The following is a 16696-nucleotide window of genomic DNA, read 5'->3' on the forward strand; positions in this document are numbered from 1 at the left end:
GCATGCCACTGCCCGTTAACCTTTATTCACGGGGCGGGGTCGTTAGGGTTAACAATTGGTTTCCGTTGCCGATGTGGCTGGGCCGTGAGATGGTCCGATCGCCACAAGGGACGGTCGTTCCGAGCCGCAACCGAGGTGCCTCGCAAGATTGCGCAAAGGTGGAAAAGCGGCTCGGATACAAAAAGGTTGCCGGCGCCTACTTGCGCGCTACGCAAGGTTCGGGCCGATCAGGTGACCAGGCTGCTCAGGGGTGAGCATGGGGGCTCGGCCAGGCCGCTCGAGGGAGATCTCGGGCGGCCTTTCCATCCTGCGCGATTCGCCGCTGCACCGAACGGTTCTACAGCGACGTGAAATGGTCTAAAGCGCGTCGCGATCTTTCAGATTCGCTTTGCGCGCTTTAGGTCTTTGGTCTTTCGCATGTCTTGTCCCGAAGCCCGTTCTCCCTTTCGGGACAAGACATGCTCTAAAGCTGCGATGCGACCGAGCGGGGGTTGATGAACCAAGAGACGGAACACCCTAGCGGCTTCACTGGCAACGCGCCGCGCGAGCCGGTGTTCAACATGCCTGGGATCATCGTGCTGTTGATCGCCACGTGCACTGCCGTCTTTCTCGTACAGACCTACGTTCTGACGGACAGGCAATATTTCGAGCTGCTGGTGCGCGGCGCCTTCATTCCGATCCGCTATTCGGGCAGGTACGCACTCGAGGTCTATGCTTTCACCTCGCCAGTCACCTATGCGTTCCTGCACGGTTCGTTCGCCCATCTGGCCGTCAACATGATCTGGCTCGCAGCTTTCGGCACGCCGCTGGCGAATCGGCTCGGCAATCCGAGCTTCCTCCTGTTCTGGATCGTGACCGGGTTCGCGGCGGTGGGGCTGCATTATGTGCTGCACCCGCTCGACCAGGCGCCTTTGGTCGGAGCTTCGGGCGCGATCTCGGGCATGATGGGCGCGGCCGCGCGGTTCGGCTTCCGGGCCAGCAGGGCGACGGGCAGATCGTCTTTCGACGGGCCCCTGCTGCCGATCGCCGACGTGTTTCGCTCGCGCACCGTCGTGACCTTCCTTGCGGTGTGGATGGTCATGAACCTGGCGACCGGGCTCATCGGCTTCGCACCCGGCGTGGACGATCGCATCGCCTGGGAAGCGCATATAGGCGGTTTCGCGGCCGGCTTCTTCGGGATCGGCTTCTTCGTCGGCGCAGGCCGACGCTTCTGACGCCTCGCGTGCGCCTACATTGCAAAGCTCGCGACGCAGTGCGCGGAACGGCGGTCTTGAAATGCCGCAAGGTCAAGCGCACCATAGGATCGGGCTTGGATCGGAAATCCCGCAAGGGTGTCGCGCGGCAGGAACGCTTGGAGGAAGTCATGACGGTGAAGGCAATTCTGGAGCAGAAGGGCCACGATGTTCTCACGATCGGTCCCAATGCGAAACTCTCGGAGGCCATCGGCATCCTGGCCGATCGCCGTATCGGCGCTCTCGTCATCACCAATGTCGACGGAAAGATCGTCGGCATCCTCTCCGAGCGCGATATCGTGCGGGTCATCGCCAAGGATGGCGCGGAGGCTCTAGACCACCCGGTGCGTTCCGGCATGACGGCCAAGGTGAAGATCTGCAACGAGAATCACACGGTGAACGAGGTCATGGAGATCATGACGCGTGGCCGCTTCAGACACCTGCCCGTGGAAAAGGATGGGCGCCTCGACGGCATCATATCGATCGGCGACGTGGTGAAGCGGCGTATCGAGGATGTCGAGCGCGAGGCAGAGGAGATTCGAACCTATATCGCGACGGCATGAGCGGTTGGAGCGCCGCGAGAGCCTCGCCGGGCGTAAGGCCCGACGAGGCGCGACAATGACCAAGCAGGCTTGCGTGGCTCCGCCCACTCTTGGCCTGCTTGGCTTCTTCTTCGCCGCAGATTTCTGTCGGCAAATCGCGGAACACCTTTCCGGAACCTGCTTCAGCGGTTGCTCTGTTCGGAGCGGACGAGCTCGAGCCCGCGTCGCGTGATGCGGTAGGGTCCGCCATTCGACGAGGCGACGGCCTTCTTGCGCTTCAGTTTCCTGAACAATTCCAGGTCAAGGCCGGCAAAGGCCCAGCCGTCGCGTGTCAGGCATCTGAGGGCCGCGATACCCTTGTCTTCGGTCTTTTCGATTTCGATGCGCCCACCCTGCGCGAGCAGGTGGAGGATGCGCTGTTCGCTGCGCGAAATATCCATGTCGTGGAGTCCGTGAAAACCTGGCCCCGGGGGCCAATGCAAAGGACCGCGACCGGCGGTCCGGCGCGGCGGCTTCGGTTTTCATGCCCTGGCGCCTGAAATGGGCCAGGGCCTCAGCGGGACTCAGACGAGTTGGACATTCACACTCCATCGGCGACGCGGCAGCACATATCCGAACCGGACGGTAATGACCAGACGGCAGACACTATCGCACGCGGGCGATTGCGATCGGCGCGCACCGGACCGGCAAGTGCCTGCGTCGGGAAGCGGCCTTCTCCCTTGCCTCACCAGCCGGATTGCACTAGCGAAGGCCAATCTATCCCGGCTGCTCCCGACGCCCATGGCGTCCCTCGGGCGCCAGCGAACGACGACAGGGCTTTCATGACCATCATCGACACCCGCATGCCCGACCCCAAGCGTCTGGTCCCAGGCGCCACCGGCGACTGGGAGGTCATCATCGGCATGGAGGTCCATGCCCAGGTGACCTCGGAGGCCAAGCTGTTCTCCGGCGCCTCGACCTCGTTCGGCGCAGCGCCCAATGCCAATGTCAGCCTTGTCGACGCGGCCATGCCCGGCATGCTGCCCGTCATCAACGAGGAATGCGTGCGTCAGGCGATCCGCACAGGCCTCGGACTGAAGGCCCAGATCAACCTGAAGTCCGTCTTCGACCGGAAGAACTATTTCTATCCGGACCTGCCCCAGGGCTATCAGATCTCGCAGTACAAGCAGCCGATCGTCGGCGAAGGTACGGTCACCGTTTCCGTCGGCCCCGACTCCAAGGGCAATTTCGAGGACATCGAGGTCGGCATCGAAAGGCTTCACCTGGAGCAGGACGCCGGCAAGTCGATGCACGACCAGCATCCGACATTGTCCTATGTCGACCTCAACCGCTCGGGCGTTGCCCTGATGGAGATCGTGTCGAAGCCCGACATGCGCTCCTCGGAGGAGGCGAAGGCCTATCTCACCAAGCTGCGGACCATCGTGCGCTATCTCGGGACCTGCGACGGAAACATGGACGAAGGCTCCATGCGCGCGGACGTCAACGTGTCCGTCCGCCGGCCGGGCGAGCCCTTCGGCACGCGCTGCGAGATCAAGAACGTCAATTCGATACGCTTCGTCGGCCAGGCCATCGAATACGAGGCGCGCCGCCAGATCGCCGTGCTCGAGGACGGCGGCAAAATCGACCAGGAGACGCGGCTGTTCGACCCTAACAAGGGCGAAACCCGGTCCATGCGCTCGAAGGAGGAAGCGCATGACTATCGCTATTTCCCGGATCCGGATCTCTTGCCGCTTGAATTCGACCAGGCCTATGTCGACGCGCTCGCCGGACATCTGCCCGAACTGCCTGATGACAAGAAGGCGCGGTTCTGCAACGCGCTCGGCCTGTCGGCCTACGACGCCTCGGTGCTCGTTTCGGAGAAGGCGATTGCCGACTATTTCGAAAAGGTCGCTGCCGGCCGCGACGGCAAGGCTGCGGCCAACTGGGTGATCAACGATCTGCTCGGCGCCTTGAACAAAGCCGGCAAGGATATTGAAAACGCACCAGTTTCTCCAGATCAGATCGGTGCGGTGATCGATCTGATCAAGGAAGGAACGATTTCGGGCAAGATCGCCAAGGACCTGTTCGAGATCGTCTGGAACGAGGGCGGCGACCCCCGGCAGATCGTCGAACACCGTGGCATGAAGCAGGTGACCGATACCGGGGCGATCGAAAAGGCGGTGGACGAGACGATCGCCGCCAACCCCGACAAGGCCGAGCAGGCGCGCGCCAAGCCGACGCTTGCCGGCTGGTTCGTAGGGCAGGTGATGAAGGCGACGGGCGGCAAGGCCAATCCGCAGGCAGTCAACGCGCTGGTGAAGGCCAAGCTCGGCATAGAGGAATAGGGGCGCGGCTTTTCGCGCGTGGATGCCGATGTTCATCCGTACAGCAAGCGAGCGTGATCTGGCATCGATCCGCGCCCTGCTGGTCGAAACATGGCATGCGACCTATGACCGGATCTACGGGGCCGAGCGCGTCGCCGAGATCACCGATCGCTGGCATTCGATCGACGCACTGAAGGTGCGGTTGACAAAGCCGCGCTCGGAATTCCTGGTTGCCGACGACGGAACCGAGATCGGCGGCATGGCCTTTGCCTCCGCCGACGGCGAGGGCGCAATCGTGACGCTGCTGCAACTCTATGTCCTGCCGCGCCATCAGGGGCGTGGCATCGGCGGCCTGTTGCTCGATGAGGTGATCGACAGCTTTCCCGAAGCCCGCCTGATCCGCCTCGAGGTGGAGCAGGAAAACGACCGCGCCGTCGCATTTTACAAGGCCTGCGGCTTTGTCGAGAAGGGAAGCGCGCCAAGCCCCGGCGGAGGCGAAACGTCGGTGGTCATGGAACGACCGCTCGGCTGACCGAGACCGACCGCTGCCGGCGGGTCGGCGGCTGCGCTGATCCAGAAAGCCACCGTCAATGGCGAACGCTTCCTGGCCCTTACCTTCGTGGCCGATCTCCTGAGACTATGGCCCCGACAGAATTGGAAGGCACATCTTATGCGTCGGCGGCTTCCAAGGTGAAGGCGACCCTTAGCACAACCTGATAGTGGGCGATCTTTCCGTCTTCGACGTGGCCGCGAGTCTGGACCACCTCGAACCATCGCAGGCCACGGATCGTCTCATTTGCCCTGGAAATCGCGTTCTGGATGGCCTCCTCTATGCTGACAGGCGATGTGCCGACGAGATCGACCAACTTGTAAACATGGTCCTGCATGACGCTGCTCCTCGAGAAACGGGTAGTTGCATCGTCCAGTATTTCACTGTGTCGAACTTTCCGCGAGAAAATCCAGCGCAGCATAGCCAGATAGATGAGGGTCGCGCCCCAGGCGATTGGCGATCGGCGGCCCCTGCCTTCGGCGCCGCCGATTTATATGAAGCCGAATCAGGGCTTTATGGGGAGCAGCCCTTCCCAGCCGAATCGAAGCTTGTTACGGTACAGCCCGATTGCAACCACAGGCTTTGGCTCGATCAGCCAAGCGTGCTGTGACCAGGTTCGGCCCAGATGCATGGTCGATACTTTCTGGCGGACATCACGCGGGGCAACGTCGGAAGTGCGCCATCGCGCCGACCGACGGCGACGATTGTTCATGCCTTCCAGTACATTCGATTGGGCGGCGAGGCGTCCGAGAGCGTATCGACAATTCTGGTAGAGGGACAACTGACATGCTGAACAAACTTCTAATTGCAGCGCTGACGCTGACCGTATCGGTTGCCCCCGCGTTTGCCCATCTCAATCCGGACGAGCACGGTTCGCTGCTGGCCGGCGTCTCGCATCCGCTCTTCGGCCCTGATCATATACTGGCCATGATTGCGGTGGGCCTGTGGGCGGCGCTGCTTGGTTCAAAGACAGGCCGGAAGCCGGCGCTGTGGCCGATCCCCTCTGCCTTCGTCGGCACGATGATCGTCGGTTTCGCTGCAGCCCTCGCCGGAATGCCGCTGCCCTTCGTCGAGCCTGTGATCCTGGCCTCCGTGGTGGTCATCGGCCTGCTCGCTGCCGTTGCTCTGCAGGTGCCGATCTTGGCCGGCATGGTGCTGGTAGGGTTCTTCGCATTCTTTCATGGCCACGCCCATGGCGGTGAACTGGGTGCGGCCGGCGCGATTTCGTTCGGCATGGGCTTTGCGCTGTCGACCGCCTTGCTTCATGCCATCGGTATCGGGTTCGGCCTGCAGTTCGGACGTCTGTTCGGCGGAGAGAAGGGCCGCGCGATCGCCCGCGCCCTCGGTGGCGTCGCCGCCCTCAGCGGGCTATGGCTGGCCATGGCTGCCTGAGGAAGGCTCGACGGGCCGATGGGCATCTTTTCCTGGTGAACGGCCGTCCGTGCCGGCGATGAGCCGGCCCGGACGCGGATCACGTCGGCGGTGCAGCCGGAAGCTCCTGTGCCACCGAGCCCTCAGAACAGGAAATAGCGCTGCGCCATCGGCAGGACCTTTGCCGGCTCGCAGGTTATGATCTGTCCGTCGACCCTAACCTGGTAGTTCTGGGGATCGACTTCGATCTTCGGCGTCAGATGGTTGTGGATCATGTCTTTCTTGCGCACCGACCGGGTGCCGCGGACAGCCACCAGCGCCTTTTCGAGCCGCAGCTTTTCGCCGATCCCGTCGTCGATCGCGGCCTGCGAGACGAAGGTCACGCCGGTGGACTTCCGCGCCCTGCCGAGCACTCCGAACATCGGCCGGTAGTGAACCGGCTGCGGCGTCGAGATGGAGGCGTTGGGATCGCCCATCGGGGCCATTGCGATCATGCCGCCGAGCAGGGCCAGGGACGGCTTCACGCCGAAGAAGGCCGGCTTCCACAAGACAAGGTCGGCCCGCTTGCCCACCGCGATCGAGCCGATCTCGTGGGCGAAGCCATGGGCGAGCGCCGGGTTGATCGTGTATTTCGCGACGTAGCGCTTGGCGCGGAAATTATCGTTGCGTTCGCTGTCTTCGGCGAGCGGCCCGCGCTGCACTTTCATCTTGTGCGCGGTTTGCCAGCAACGCAGCGTGGTCTCGCCGATACGGCCCATCGCCTGCGAATCCGACGACATGATGCTGAAGGCGCCGAGATCATGCAGGATGTCCTCCGCGGCGATGGTCTCCCGGCGGATGCGGGATTCGGCGAAGGCGACGTCCTCCGGAATCTGCGGGCTGAGGTGATGGCACACCATGAGCATATCGAGATGCTCGTCGATCGTGTTGACAGTATAGGGCCGTGTCGGATTGGTCGAAGCCGGCAGGATGTTCTCCTGGCCGCAGGCGGTGATGATGTCGGGAGCGTGGCCGCCGCCGGCGCCCTCGGTATGGAAGCTGTGGATCGCCCGGCCTTTCATCGCCGCGAACGTGTCCTTGACGAAACCGCTCTCGTTGAGAGTGTCGGTGTGGATGGCGACCTGGATGTCCTCGATATCGGCGACGGTCAGGCAGTTGTCGATTGCCGCCGGCGTCGTGCCCCAGTCCTCATGCAGCTTCAGGCCCATGACGCCGGCGCGAACCTGCTCGTGCAGCGGCTCGGGCAGACTGGCGTTGCCCTTGCCCAGAAGTCCGACATTGACGGGCAGGTCCTCCAGCGCTTCGAGCATGCGATGGATGTTCCAGGGCCCCGGCGTGACGGTAGTCGCCAGCGTTCCGACCGACGGCCCGGTTCCTCCGCCGACCAGTGTCGTTATCCCGTTCGCCAGCGCCTCCTCTGCCTGCTGGGGGCAGATCAAATGGATGTGGGTGTCGATGGCGCCGGCTGTGAGTATCTTGCCTTCGCCTGCAATCACGTCCGTCGCCGGGCCGATGGCGATATCGACATTCGGCTGGATGTCGGGATTGCCTGATTTGCCGATGCCGGCGATGCGGCCGTTCTTGATGCCGACATCGGCCTTCACGATGCCCCAATGGTCGAGGATGACGGCGTTGGTTATCACCAGGTCGACGACCTCGGACGCCGGCCGCTGGCTCTGCCCCATGCCGTCGCGGATGACCTTGCCGCCGCCGAAGGTGACTTCGTCGCCATAGGTCGTGCGATCGTCCTCGATCTCGATCAGCAATTCGGTGTCGGCCAGCCGAATCCTGTCGCCCTTGGTCGGGCCGTAGAGATCTGCGTATGCCCTGCGTGTGATCGTTGCCATCGCTCAGCCCTCCAGTTTGCCCATGACCTTCGCGGCGAAGCCGTAGACGGCGCGCTCGCCGGCCAAGGCGACGAGTTCGACGGTGCGCTGCTGGCCTGGTTCGAAGCGGACGGCGGTGCCCGCCGGGACATTCAGCCGATAGCCCTTCGCCTGCGCGCGGTCGAAGACCAGCGCTTCGTTGGTCTCGAAGAAATGATAGTGGGAACCGACCTGGATGGGCCGGTCGCCGGAATTCGACACGGCGATCTTGCGGACGTCGCGGCCGGCATTCAACTCGATAGTGCCTTCCTCTATGAAGAATTCACCCGGAATCATGTCAGCCTCCTTACGGTATCGGATTGTGGACAGTCACCAGCTTGGTGCCGTCGGGAAAGGTCGCTTCCACCTGAATGTCGTGGATCATTTCAGGGACGCCATCCATCACGTCCTCGCGCGTCAGCAGCGTCGACCCGTAGGACATGAGTTCGGCGACATTTTTTCCGTCGCGCGCGCCCTCCAATATGGCCGCGGAAATGTAGGCGACCGCTTCGGGATAGTTCAGCCTCACGCCGCGTGCCTTGCGGCGCTCGGCCAGCAAAGCCGCGGTGAAAAGCAGAAGCTTGTCCTTCTCGCGTGGCAAAAGTTCCATTGCAGGTTCCCTTCAAAGAATGTCATGTCGCCCATATGCGGGGCGCCGAGGCAGGTTTCGACTGAAGCGCGGTCCTCAGCGCATCCCAGACGCGGGCGAAGAGTATCTTGCCTTGCTCGGCATGCGGGCCGAGGTAACGGCAGACGACGACATCGTCGAGCTGGCTCGCGGAAAAGAGGCAACCGGCCATATCTCCCGCGGCCCGCCGCGCCAGTTCCGCCAGCCCGTCCCTCAGCGGGCCGGCATAGACCATGGTGCCGAACACCGGATGCCCGGCAAGCGCAAAGGCCGCTCCCTGGAGAGGCGAGTCGCCCGGCAGGCAGAACCGCTCGATCCATATCGGCTTGCCGTTCCGGCGGATCTCGACACGCTGCGTGATTCCTCCCGAACGGAAGCGCTCCCTGGCCGCGGGGCGGCCGAGGCAGGTAAAGTCCCAGCCGACATAGGTCCCCGTCTCGGCGATCGTGACGCAAGTGCCGACGTCGGCGCTTGCGCCGTCGAACATGATGGCTTCCTGCGGCAGATATTCGCAGACGGCTCCGGCTTCGACATCGATGAAGCTGCGTTGGGAGCCCTTGCCGGCAACGCTCCTGTAGAACTTGGTCGCGCCCGGCGTGGTCAGCACGACGCGCGCGCCTTCGGCCAGATGGAACGTCAGTTCCAGGCTGTCTCCGCCCGCCACGCCGCCAGGAGGATGCAGCAGATAGACGTGGCAGGTCCCGTCGCTTTCCGGATGGAACGGCCGCTGCACCATCAGCGGCCCGGAGTGACGCCGGCGAAGCAGCCGCGTCTGTCCGCCCGCCGGCGCGAACCACAGCTCGAGTTCGGCCCGCCAGCGGCGTTCCGAGCCGCCGTCGAGGGAAAGGGGCTGCGCTGCGTCCTCGTCCAATTCGCGCTGCAGGTGTCTTGTCAACGACGGCGCCTGCATGCCGACTTGGTCTCCGTTCGGTAGAAACGAGGCTGAGTAACCACGCATTTGGAAGGCTTTCACTGTACAGGCGCCCGTCGTGTGGGACAAGTTCGGTTGTCGTGCCGGTTGTGCCTTGCATGATCTCGGGATGCATTGCGGGCGACCGGAGGGATGTCCCTCAGGATCGGAATAGCCTGCTGTATTGCTCCTCATGCCAGGCGCTGGCCATGGCGAGGCCGATCGCCGTGTTGCCGATCTCGTCGTCTCCCAGCCGTTCGGCCTGCCGGGCGCTACGCTCGATCAGGTCGACGGCATCGATCAGGATCCGCTGACCCGACGTCTGGCCGAGCGGAACCAGCCGAATGGCAGCCGAAACCTGGCCTTCGGTCATGGCCCACATAAGGCCCCTCAGCGCCTGCCGGGGGACAATGCGCCAATGGTGCGCCGCTATCGCGAAGGCGGCAGGATAAGAGAGCGTGCAGTCACCGAACCGGTTCGCCGCTCCGATCTCCAGACTGCTCAGCAGGCGGAGCAAGGCATCGCCCATCAGCCGGTCCTCGGCCTGAATCTCGCGGCTTTCGCGACTCGCCGCGAGCCAGGCGTTGCTGCGCAGGAAGGCGTCCCGATCGTCCGCAGCCAGGGCCGCCATCATGCGAAGGAACAGCGGCGCATCGAGCACGGCAAAGGCGTGTTCGAGCGTGCCGTGAATCCACTCCCGCGCGCTCGCTTCCGAATTCACCCAGCCATGCCGCACGGCGGCCTCCAGGCCGCGCGAATAGGAGAAACCGCCCACAGGGAGGCCTGGGCTCGCCAGGCGGAGCAGGTGGAGCGGGAACGTCGTGTCGCCCGGGCCCTGTGTGTCCATTGCGTCTCCAGCCCCGATTGCGTGTCTCATCTGCATTGTCCGCTCGTCGCATGCCAGTCAAGCCATTGCCTGGCGACGACGCAGTCAGCGACATGAAGGCGGGCGGACGACGTCGACGCCGAGCGCGAGGCGGAGGCAGATTCCGTATGATGCAACGACGGGTCCCTTGGAAGATGCAGCCGGCCGGCTATAGTCGGCCCCTTCGACGCGCGCACTTGCCCGCCGGTCGATTCCACAGGAGTTGATAATGCTTCGCGTTGTTTCCCATCATCATGCCGGCCGCCATGGTGGTGAGCCCTTCGATGCCGTCACACTGGCGCATGACGAGCGGCATCTGCGTCGCAAGGTGTTGACGCTCCGCGACGGGCAGGAGATTCTGGTCGATCTGCCCGAGGCGATTGCGTTTCACCACGGCGACGTGCTTGTGCTCGACGACGGGCGCATGGTGGAGATCCTCGCGGCGGAAGAACAGCTCTACGAGATCAGGAGCGACAGCCGGTTGCATCTGATGGAACTCGCCTGGCATCTCGGCAACCGGCACCTGCCGACGCAGATCGAGGAATATCGTGTCGTCATCCTGCGCGACCATGTCATCAAGGCGATGCTGGAGGGGCTGGGCGCCCGGGTAACGGAAATCGTCGAGCCGTTCCAGCCAGTGCGGGGCGCCTATCACGGCCATTCGCACGCTCACGGCAACGAAGGGCACGATCATGGCCGCGGCCATCGCCACCATGACGATCATTCCCATTCGAATGCGCCCGATCATCATCACCACGGCTGACAGGAGTTCGTCCATGACATCACCCAACGGGCCGCTTCGCGTCGGCATCGGCGGACCGGTCGGCTCCGGCAAGACGACGGTCACCGAAATGCTGTGCAAGGCGATGCGGGACCGCTATTCGGTCGCGGTCGTCACCAACGACATCTACACCAAGGAAGACGCGCTCATTCTCAACCGGCTTCAGGCCTTGTCGGAAGACCGCATCATGGGTGTCGAAACCGGCGGTTGCCCGCATACGGCCATCCGCGAGGATGCCACGATCAATCTGCAGGCCATCAGCGAAATGACGAGGCGCCATCCCGACCTCGACATCGTCTTCATCGAATCCGGCGGCGATAATCTGGCGGCGACATTCTCGCCCGATCTCGCCGACCTGACGATCTATGTGATCTCGGTCTGCCAGGGAGAAAAAATTCCGCGCAAAGGCGGGCCGGGCATAACCCGTTCCGACCTTCTCATCATCAACAAGAAGGACCTTGCGCCCTATGTCGGCGCCGATCTCGACGTGATGGACCGCGACACCAGGATCCAGCGCAACGACAAGCCCTATGTGTTTACCGACATGCTGCGCCGGCAGGGGGTGGACGACGTCGTCGCCTTCATCGAGCGCGCCGGGGGCTTGACGGCCGCGTAGGCGAACGCGCGCCGGGGAGGCGAAAGCGAGCACCGGAGCCGGGAGATCGCGGATCAGCATTTCCGGCGCCCGCTGGTCGCCGGTTCCGGCGGTGACAGACAGACTCCAGCCAAGGACTGCGGAGGCCATGCCAGAAGAGTTTGTGGGAGGTCTTGTCATCCGGCACGCGGAAGCGCGCGACATTGCCGCGCTGGCGGCGCTTTTCGCCGGCGATGCCATTGGCGGGCACGGCGACACCACGGACCCCGCAGTGTTGCCCGATTATGAAGCGGCTTTCCGCAAGATTTCGCAGAGCCCCAACGATGCGCTTTACGTGGCGGAACTCGAAGGCGAGGTGGTGGGCACCTTCCAGACGACCCTGATCACCACCATGACGGCGCGGGGCGCGACCAATCTGACCGTCGAGGCGGTCCAGACGCGCGCCGACTCGCGCGGTCGGGGCATCGGCGCGGCAATGATCGCCTTCGCCATCGAGCGGGGCCGGGAAGCGGGCGTCAGGTTTGTCCAACTCACCTCGAGCAACAAGCGCGAGGCCGCTCATCGCTTCTACAGGCGGCTCGGTTTCGACCAGAGCCACGCCGGCTTCAAGATGACGCTGTCGTAGCGCGATAATCGTGACGAGGCCGCGCCAATCTCGGCCTCCACCCTTGCCAGCGGGCGCGGCTGACGCCATAAGGCGCATAGCCGGTGACGACCGGCGACGAGGATCCCGATGAAGAAATTCCTGCTTCAGTTGTTCACATGGTGGAATGGCGAAACGCTCAATACGCGTTTCCATACCTGGCGCCACGGCAAGCGCGTGGGCGAAGACGAGTTCGGTAACGTCTATTACGAGGGCGGCACGGATTCGGAAGGCCGGACCCGGCGCTGGGTCATCTATAACGGCTATTCGGAAGCCTCCGCGATCCCGCCAGGCTGGCACGGCTGGATCCATCATCGTGTCGACACGGCGCCGTGGAAGGAAAACTACAAGCCGCGCGAGTGGCAGAAGGCGCATCGGCCGAACCTCACCGGAACCGCCGCGGCTTACCGGCCCAAGGGGTCGGTGCTGGGCAACCAGCACAGGCCGCAGGTGACCGGCGACTACGATGCCTGGACGCCCGGCAGCTGAGTGGCGCGCCTTTCGGGACCATCGGCGGCAATGGACTTTTGTCGCCACATTTGCCGCGTAACCCGATTCACGATCAGTGCCGTGCCGGTTCCCGGCGCGTGCGCTCCCGATGCGCAGCGGTTTCCCGAATGACGATCTCCAGACCGACAGCGAAGAGCTCCCGAATGAAAACCGCTGCGATCGCGTTGCTTGCAACGACGCTCGCGGCAGTATCTGGTGGTCGGGCCGAGGAGCCCGCAGCCGAGCCCACGGCCCCGGCAACCCGGACCGAGGAGCGTGTCAAGAACCCCGTGGCCGAGTTCGCCGGCATCGACAAGATCACCGGCCGTATCATCACCTTCGACGTCTATATCGACGAGACGGTTCAGTTCGGCGCGCTTCAAGTGACGCCGCGTGTGTGCTATTCGCGGCCCGAGGCCGAAGAACCCAAGACCGATTCCTTCGTCGAAGTCGACGAGATCACCCTCGACCGTAAGATCCGGCGCATCTTCACGGGCTGGATGTTCGCCGAGAGCCCTGGCCTCAACGCGGTGGAGCATGCCGTCTACGACGTGTGGCTGAAGGCCTGCAAGCGGAAGTCCGACGTTCCGCCGCCGGAAGCCGCGAAGACGAACTGATCGCCGGTCGGCCTGGATGTCGACACTCCAGGCCGCGCGACCCTTGGAACGCCTGGCTTTCGCGCCGGCAGGCGCGGCGCGCGATCGTATGCAACATCCGGTCCTTCAACCATTGGCCTGAGCCGCTCGGAACATTTCTCGAGCCACATCGGTCCCCCGACATCCTTTCCCTGCGGCAGGAGATCGTGGTGACGGCCGACATAGACGAACTGCTTGTCCTCGAAAGAGCCTTCTGGACCGGAGACGCTGCTTTCTTCGAAGAGAACACCGATTCGGAATGTCTCGTTGCCTTCTCGCCCGAGATGGCAGGGGTGATGGGCAACAAGGTTCTCGCCGACACCGCCAAGGACGGCAATCGCTGGAAGGTCCTGGAAATCGACCTGAAGGGAATGCTTCAGCCGTGCAACGATGTCGCCATGCTGACCTACCAGGCGAGGGCGACGCGCGCAGATGGTGAGGACTATGCCGCGCTGGTCAGCACGGGCTATGTCCGTCGCGGCGGCAATTGGAGGATGATGTTCCACCAGCAGACGCCGCTCGGAACGCCGTCCGGCTAGAAGAAAGCCTCGCCCTTGAGGGCTTCGGCCAGCATCTTCTCGTATCTGGCGCGCGGCACGTCGACGGCGCCGAAACGCTTGAGATGTTCGGTGGTGAATTGCGTGTCGAGCAAAGCGAAGCCTCGCGCACGCAAATGCTCGACAAGACGCACGAGGCACACTTTGGAGGCGTCGCGCTCCCGTGAGAACATGCTTTCGCCGAAGAAGGCCCGCCCGAGCCTGACGCCATAGAGACCGCCGACGAGATGTCCGTCTCGCCAGGCCTCCACGGAATGGCAGTGTCCGCGCCGGTGGAGTTCCACATAGGCTTCACGGATCGGCGCGTTGATCCAGGTGCTGCGCCGTTCCGCGCGCCGTTCGGCGCAACCGTCTATCGTGGCTTCGAAATCGTAGTCGAACGTGACTTCGAACGGCGTCTTGCGCATGGTTTTGGCGAGGCTCTTCGGCACGTGGAAGCCGTCGAACGGGATGATGCCACGCGTTTCGGGACGGACCCAGAACACTTCCGGATCAGCCGCGCTTTCCGCCATCGGGAAGACGCCGGACGCGTAGGCCTTCAAGAGAAGGTCCGGCGGGATGCGATATCCGGGCGCGTAGGGGCGTGTCATGGCTCTCGACCCTTGGAGAGCAAGCTAGTGGAACAATTCTAGCATTTGCACCCCATCGATACAGCCGGTTCGAGCGAATGTCGGAATCAAGGGACCGCCGGAAACTATATGATTTCGCGCTTCAAATCCGGACATTCGCGCCACGGTTGCCCGGGAGCGAATGTCAATCTCGTTTTGCTGCCGCTTGTCGTGCGAAAAAGGATCCGCGCGACACGCGGCAGGTTCTTGAACCGACGCATTTCTTTGTCCCGAAACCGGTTCCCGCTTTCGGGAGACATGCTTCAGGCTGCGGCGGCCGTCTCCGCGAGATGCTTCTCAAGCCAATGAATGTCGTAGTCGCCATTGGCGATGTCGATATTGCCGACGAGATCGCGGAACAGCGGCAGCGTGGTCTTCACGCCGTCGACCACGAATTCGTCGAGCGCTCGGCGCAGCCGCATCATGCATTCGACGCGATTTCGGCCATGCACGATCAGCTTGCCGATCAGGCTGTCATAGTAGGGCGGGATGCGATAGCCGGAATAGGCGCCGGAATCGACGCGGATGCCGAGCCCGCCGGGGGTGTGGAAATGCGTGATCGTGCCGGGCGAGGGGGTGAAGGTGCGCGCATCCTCGGCGTTGATGCGGCATTCGATGGCATGGCCGGCGAATTTGATGTCCTCCTGCCGCGTCGAAAGGCCGCCGCCCGAGGCGACGCGGATCTGCTCGTGGACGAGATCGATGCCTGTGATCGCTTCCGTCACCGGATGTTCGACCTGCAGGCGGGTGTTCATCTCGATGAAGTAGAACTCGCCGTTCTCATAGAGGAACTCGATCGTGCCGGCGCCGGAGTAGCCAAGATCGGCGATCGCCTTCGAGCAGATGTCGCCGATGCGCGAACGCTCCTCGGCATTGAGGGCCGGAGAGTTCGCCTCTTCCCAGACCTTCTGGTGCCGACGCTGCAGCGAGCAGTCGCGCTCCCCGAGGTGGATCGCCTTGCCCGCGCCGTCGCCGACGATCTGCACCTCGATATGGCGCGGCTTCTCGAGATACTTCTCGATGTAGACGGCGTCGTCGCCGAAGGCCGCACCCGCCTCCGAACGTGCCGTGGCCAACGCGACCGGCAGGTCTTCGGCCGAACGGGCGACCTTCATGCCACGCCCGCCGCCGCCGGCCGAGGCCTTGATGATGACGGGAAAGCCGATCTCCGAGGCAATGCGGAAAGCCTCGCGGTCGTCACTGACCGCGCCGTCCGAGCCCGGAACCACGGGGATGCCGAGGCGCTTGGCCGTGCGCTTGGCCTCGATCTTGTCGCCCATGATGCGGATATGGTCACCCGAAGGTCCAATGAAGGTGATCTTGTGGGCGGCCAGTATGTCGGCGAATTTGGCATTTTCCGACAGGAAGCCGTAGCCGGGATGCACGGCGTCCGCCCCCGTGATTTCGCAGGCGGCCACGATCTGGTGGATGTTGAGATACGAATCGCGCGAGGGCGGCGGGCCGATGCAGACGCTTTCGTCGGCCAGCCTCACATGCATGGCGTCGGCGTCGGCCGTGGAATGGACCACGACCGTCCGGATGCCGAGCTCCTTGGCGGCGCGCAGCACCCTGAGGGCGATTTCGCCGCGATTGGCGATGAGGATTTTCTGGAACACGGGGCGTGGACCTCGAAGCTTATTCGATGACGACCAGCGGCTCGCCATATTCGACCGGCTGCGCGTCCTCGAACAGGATGGCCGTCACGGTGCCGGAACGGGGCGAGGGGATCTGGTTCATTGTCTTCATCGCTTCGATGATCAGCAGCGTCTGTCCTTCCCTGACCTTCTGGCCAAGCTCGATGAAGGGCTTGGCATCGGGCGAAGGCGCGGCGTAGGCGGTGCCGACCATGGGCGAGGTGACGGCGTTCTTGGCCGCGTCGGCGGCAGCTACCGTCGGCGCGGCACCAGCCGCCAGCGCGGCCTGCGGCGCCACGGCGGCGACGACCGGCGCGGGGGTGGCGACCGCGTTCACGGCCTGCGCCTGGCGCGATACCCTCACCTTGAGATCGCCCAGCTCGACCTCGATCTCGGTCAGGTTGGTGTCGTTCAGTATGCCTGCCAGATCGCGGATGAGCTGCTGGTCAACGCCGGATTTCTTGAGCGACATCGTGCCTAGGTTCCTT

Annotated in this window: 21 protein-coding genes; 11 read left to right on the forward strand and 10 right to left on the reverse strand. The window is 63.6% G+C overall.

Going from position 1 to position 16696, the window contains the following annotated elements; genetic code table 11:
* Window positions 1-494 precede the first annotated feature (494 nt).
* Window positions 495-1214, forward strand: coding sequence for a rhomboid family intramembrane serine protease (locus tag JN280_RS21905; protein ID WP_202305172.1), 720 nt, complete (start codon window positions 495-497; stop codon window positions 1212-1214).
* 149 nt (window positions 1215-1363) lie between these two features.
* On the forward strand, window positions 1364-1795 hold the full coding sequence (locus JN280_RS21910; RefSeq protein WP_202305174.1) for a CBS domain-containing protein: 432 nt from the start codon (window positions 1364-1366) through the stop codon (window positions 1793-1795).
* Window positions 1796-1956: 161 nt separating this feature from the next.
* On the opposite strand, the gene JN280_RS21915 is transcribed toward JN280_RS21910, so the two are convergent.
* Entirely contained in the window at window positions 1957-2214 is a 258-nt protein-coding gene (locus tag JN280_RS21915; protein WP_202305176.1) for a YjhX family toxin, read from the reverse strand.
* Between the two features lie 381 nt (window positions 2215-2595).
* Here JN280_RS21915 and gatB point away from each other — a divergent pair, with 381 nt between their 5' ends.
* Both gatB and JN280_RS21925 read left to right on the forward strand, forming a co-directional pair.
* Entirely contained in the window at window positions 2596-4098 is a 1503-nt protein-coding gene (gatB, locus tag JN280_RS21920) for an Asp-tRNA(Asn)/Glu-tRNA(Gln) amidotransferase subunit GatB (RefSeq protein WP_202305178.1), read from the forward strand.
* A 28-nt stretch (window positions 4099-4126) separates the two neighbouring features.
* The gene (locus JN280_RS21925; protein WP_202305180.1) at window positions 4127-4609 is read left to right on the forward strand and encodes a GNAT family N-acetyltransferase; all 483 of its coding nucleotides are present in this window, start codon (window positions 4127-4129) and stop codon (window positions 4607-4609) included.
* 136 nt (window positions 4610-4745) lie between these two features.
* Here the strand turns inward: JN280_RS21925 and JN280_RS21930 are convergent, their stop codons facing one another.
* Complete coding sequence (locus JN280_RS21930) at window positions 4746-4964, reverse strand: dodecin (RefSeq protein ID WP_202305182.1); 219 nt, start codon at window positions 4962-4964, stop codon at window positions 4746-4748.
* A 449-nt stretch (window positions 4965-5413) separates the two neighbouring features.
* On the opposite strand from JN280_RS21930, the gene JN280_RS21935 reads away from it, so the two are divergent.
* Window positions 5414-6019 (forward strand): HupE/UreJ family protein, encoded by a 606-nt coding sequence (locus JN280_RS21935; protein WP_202305184.1) that lies wholly within the window; start codon window positions 5414-5416, stop codon window positions 6017-6019.
* Window positions 6020-6141: 122 nt separating this feature from the next.
* Here the strand turns inward: JN280_RS21935 and ureC are convergent, their stop codons facing one another.
* From ureC to JN280_RS21960, 5 genes are all read right to left on the reverse strand, one after another.
* A complete protein-coding gene (gene ureC, locus JN280_RS21940; RefSeq protein ID WP_202305185.1) occupies window positions 6142-7845 on the reverse strand; it encodes an urease subunit alpha in 1704 nt (567 codons plus the stop codon).
* A gap of 3 nt (window positions 7846-7848) precedes the next feature.
* The gene (locus JN280_RS21945; RefSeq protein WP_202305188.1) at window positions 7849-8160 is read right to left on the reverse strand and encodes an urease subunit beta; all 312 of its coding nucleotides are present in this window, start codon (window positions 8158-8160) and stop codon (window positions 7849-7851) included.
* 10 nt (window positions 8161-8170) lie between these two features.
* Complete coding sequence (ureA, locus tag JN280_RS21950) at window positions 8171-8473, reverse strand: urease subunit gamma (protein ID WP_202305189.1); 303 nt, start codon at window positions 8471-8473, stop codon at window positions 8171-8173.
* 22 nt (window positions 8474-8495) lie between these two features.
* Window positions 8496-9401: an urease accessory protein UreD gene (locus JN280_RS21955; RefSeq protein WP_202305192.1), complete on the reverse strand. Its 906-nt coding sequence runs from the start codon at window positions 9399-9401 to the stop codon at window positions 8496-8498.
* Window positions 9402-9561: 160 nt separating this feature from the next.
* Window positions 9562-10248, reverse strand: coding sequence for an urease accessory protein UreF (locus tag JN280_RS21960; RefSeq protein WP_244741878.1), 687 nt, complete (start codon window positions 10246-10248; stop codon window positions 9562-9564).
* A 247-nt stretch (window positions 10249-10495) separates the two neighbouring features.
* Between JN280_RS21960 and JN280_RS21965 the strand changes: the two genes are divergently transcribed.
* The 6 genes from JN280_RS21965 to JN280_RS21990 all read left to right on the forward strand — a co-directional run bounded on the left by JN280_RS21965 (window position 10496) and on the right by JN280_RS21990 (window position 13948).
* The gene (locus JN280_RS21965; protein WP_202305196.1) at window positions 10496-11029 is read left to right on the forward strand and encodes an urease accessory protein UreE; all 534 of its coding nucleotides are present in this window, start codon (window positions 10496-10498) and stop codon (window positions 11027-11029) included.
* A gap of 13 nt (window positions 11030-11042) precedes the next feature.
* Window positions 11043-11663 carry an urease accessory protein UreG gene (gene ureG / locus JN280_RS21970; RefSeq protein ID WP_202305198.1) on the forward strand — a complete coding sequence of 207 codons (621 nt, stop codon included), beginning with the start codon at window positions 11043-11045 and terminating at the stop codon, window positions 11661-11663.
* Between the two features lie 127 nt (window positions 11664-11790).
* Window positions 11791-12267, forward strand: a complete 477-nt coding sequence (locus tag JN280_RS21975; protein WP_202305200.1) for a GNAT family N-acetyltransferase — start codon at window positions 11791-11793, stop codon at window positions 12265-12267.
* Between the two features lie 108 nt (window positions 12268-12375).
* Entirely contained in the window at window positions 12376-12774 is a 399-nt protein-coding gene (locus tag JN280_RS21980; protein WP_202305202.1) for an NADH:ubiquinone oxidoreductase subunit NDUFA12, read from the forward strand.
* Between the two features lie 164 nt (window positions 12775-12938).
* Window positions 12939-13391 (forward strand): DUF2155 domain-containing protein, encoded by a 453-nt coding sequence (locus JN280_RS21985; protein WP_202305203.1) that lies wholly within the window; start codon window positions 12939-12941, stop codon window positions 13389-13391.
* A gap of 188 nt (window positions 13392-13579) precedes the next feature.
* Window positions 13580-13948 (forward strand): hypothetical protein, encoded by a 369-nt coding sequence (locus tag JN280_RS21990; RefSeq protein WP_244741882.1) that lies wholly within the window; start codon window positions 13580-13582, stop codon window positions 13946-13948.
* On the opposite strand, the gene aat is transcribed toward JN280_RS21990, so the two are convergent.
* The 3 genes from aat to accB all read right to left on the reverse strand — a co-directional run bounded on the left by aat (window position 13945) and on the right by accB (window position 16680).
* Window positions 13945-14556, reverse strand: a complete 612-nt coding sequence (aat, locus tag JN280_RS21995; RefSeq protein ID WP_202305204.1) for a leucyl/phenylalanyl-tRNA--protein transferase — start codon at window positions 14554-14556, stop codon at window positions 13945-13947. The two genes, JN280_RS21990 and aat, sit on opposite strands and share 4 nt — an antisense overlap.
* 281 nt (window positions 14557-14837) lie before the next feature.
* The gene (accC, locus tag JN280_RS22000; protein ID WP_244741885.1) at window positions 14838-16190 is read right to left on the reverse strand and encodes an acetyl-CoA carboxylase biotin carboxylase subunit; all 1353 of its coding nucleotides are present in this window, start codon (window positions 16188-16190) and stop codon (window positions 14838-14840) included.
* Window positions 16191-16209: 19 nt separating this feature from the next.
* Window positions 16210-16680, reverse strand: coding sequence for an acetyl-CoA carboxylase biotin carboxyl carrier protein (gene accB / locus JN280_RS22005; RefSeq protein WP_202305206.1), 471 nt, complete (start codon window positions 16678-16680; stop codon window positions 16210-16212).
* Window positions 16681-16696: the final 16 nt, after the last annotated feature.

This window comes from Mesorhizobium sp. L-8-10 (assembly GCF_016756635.1).
In the GTDB taxonomy this organism is placed as follows: Bacteria; Pseudomonadota; Alphaproteobacteria; order Rhizobiales; family Rhizobiaceae.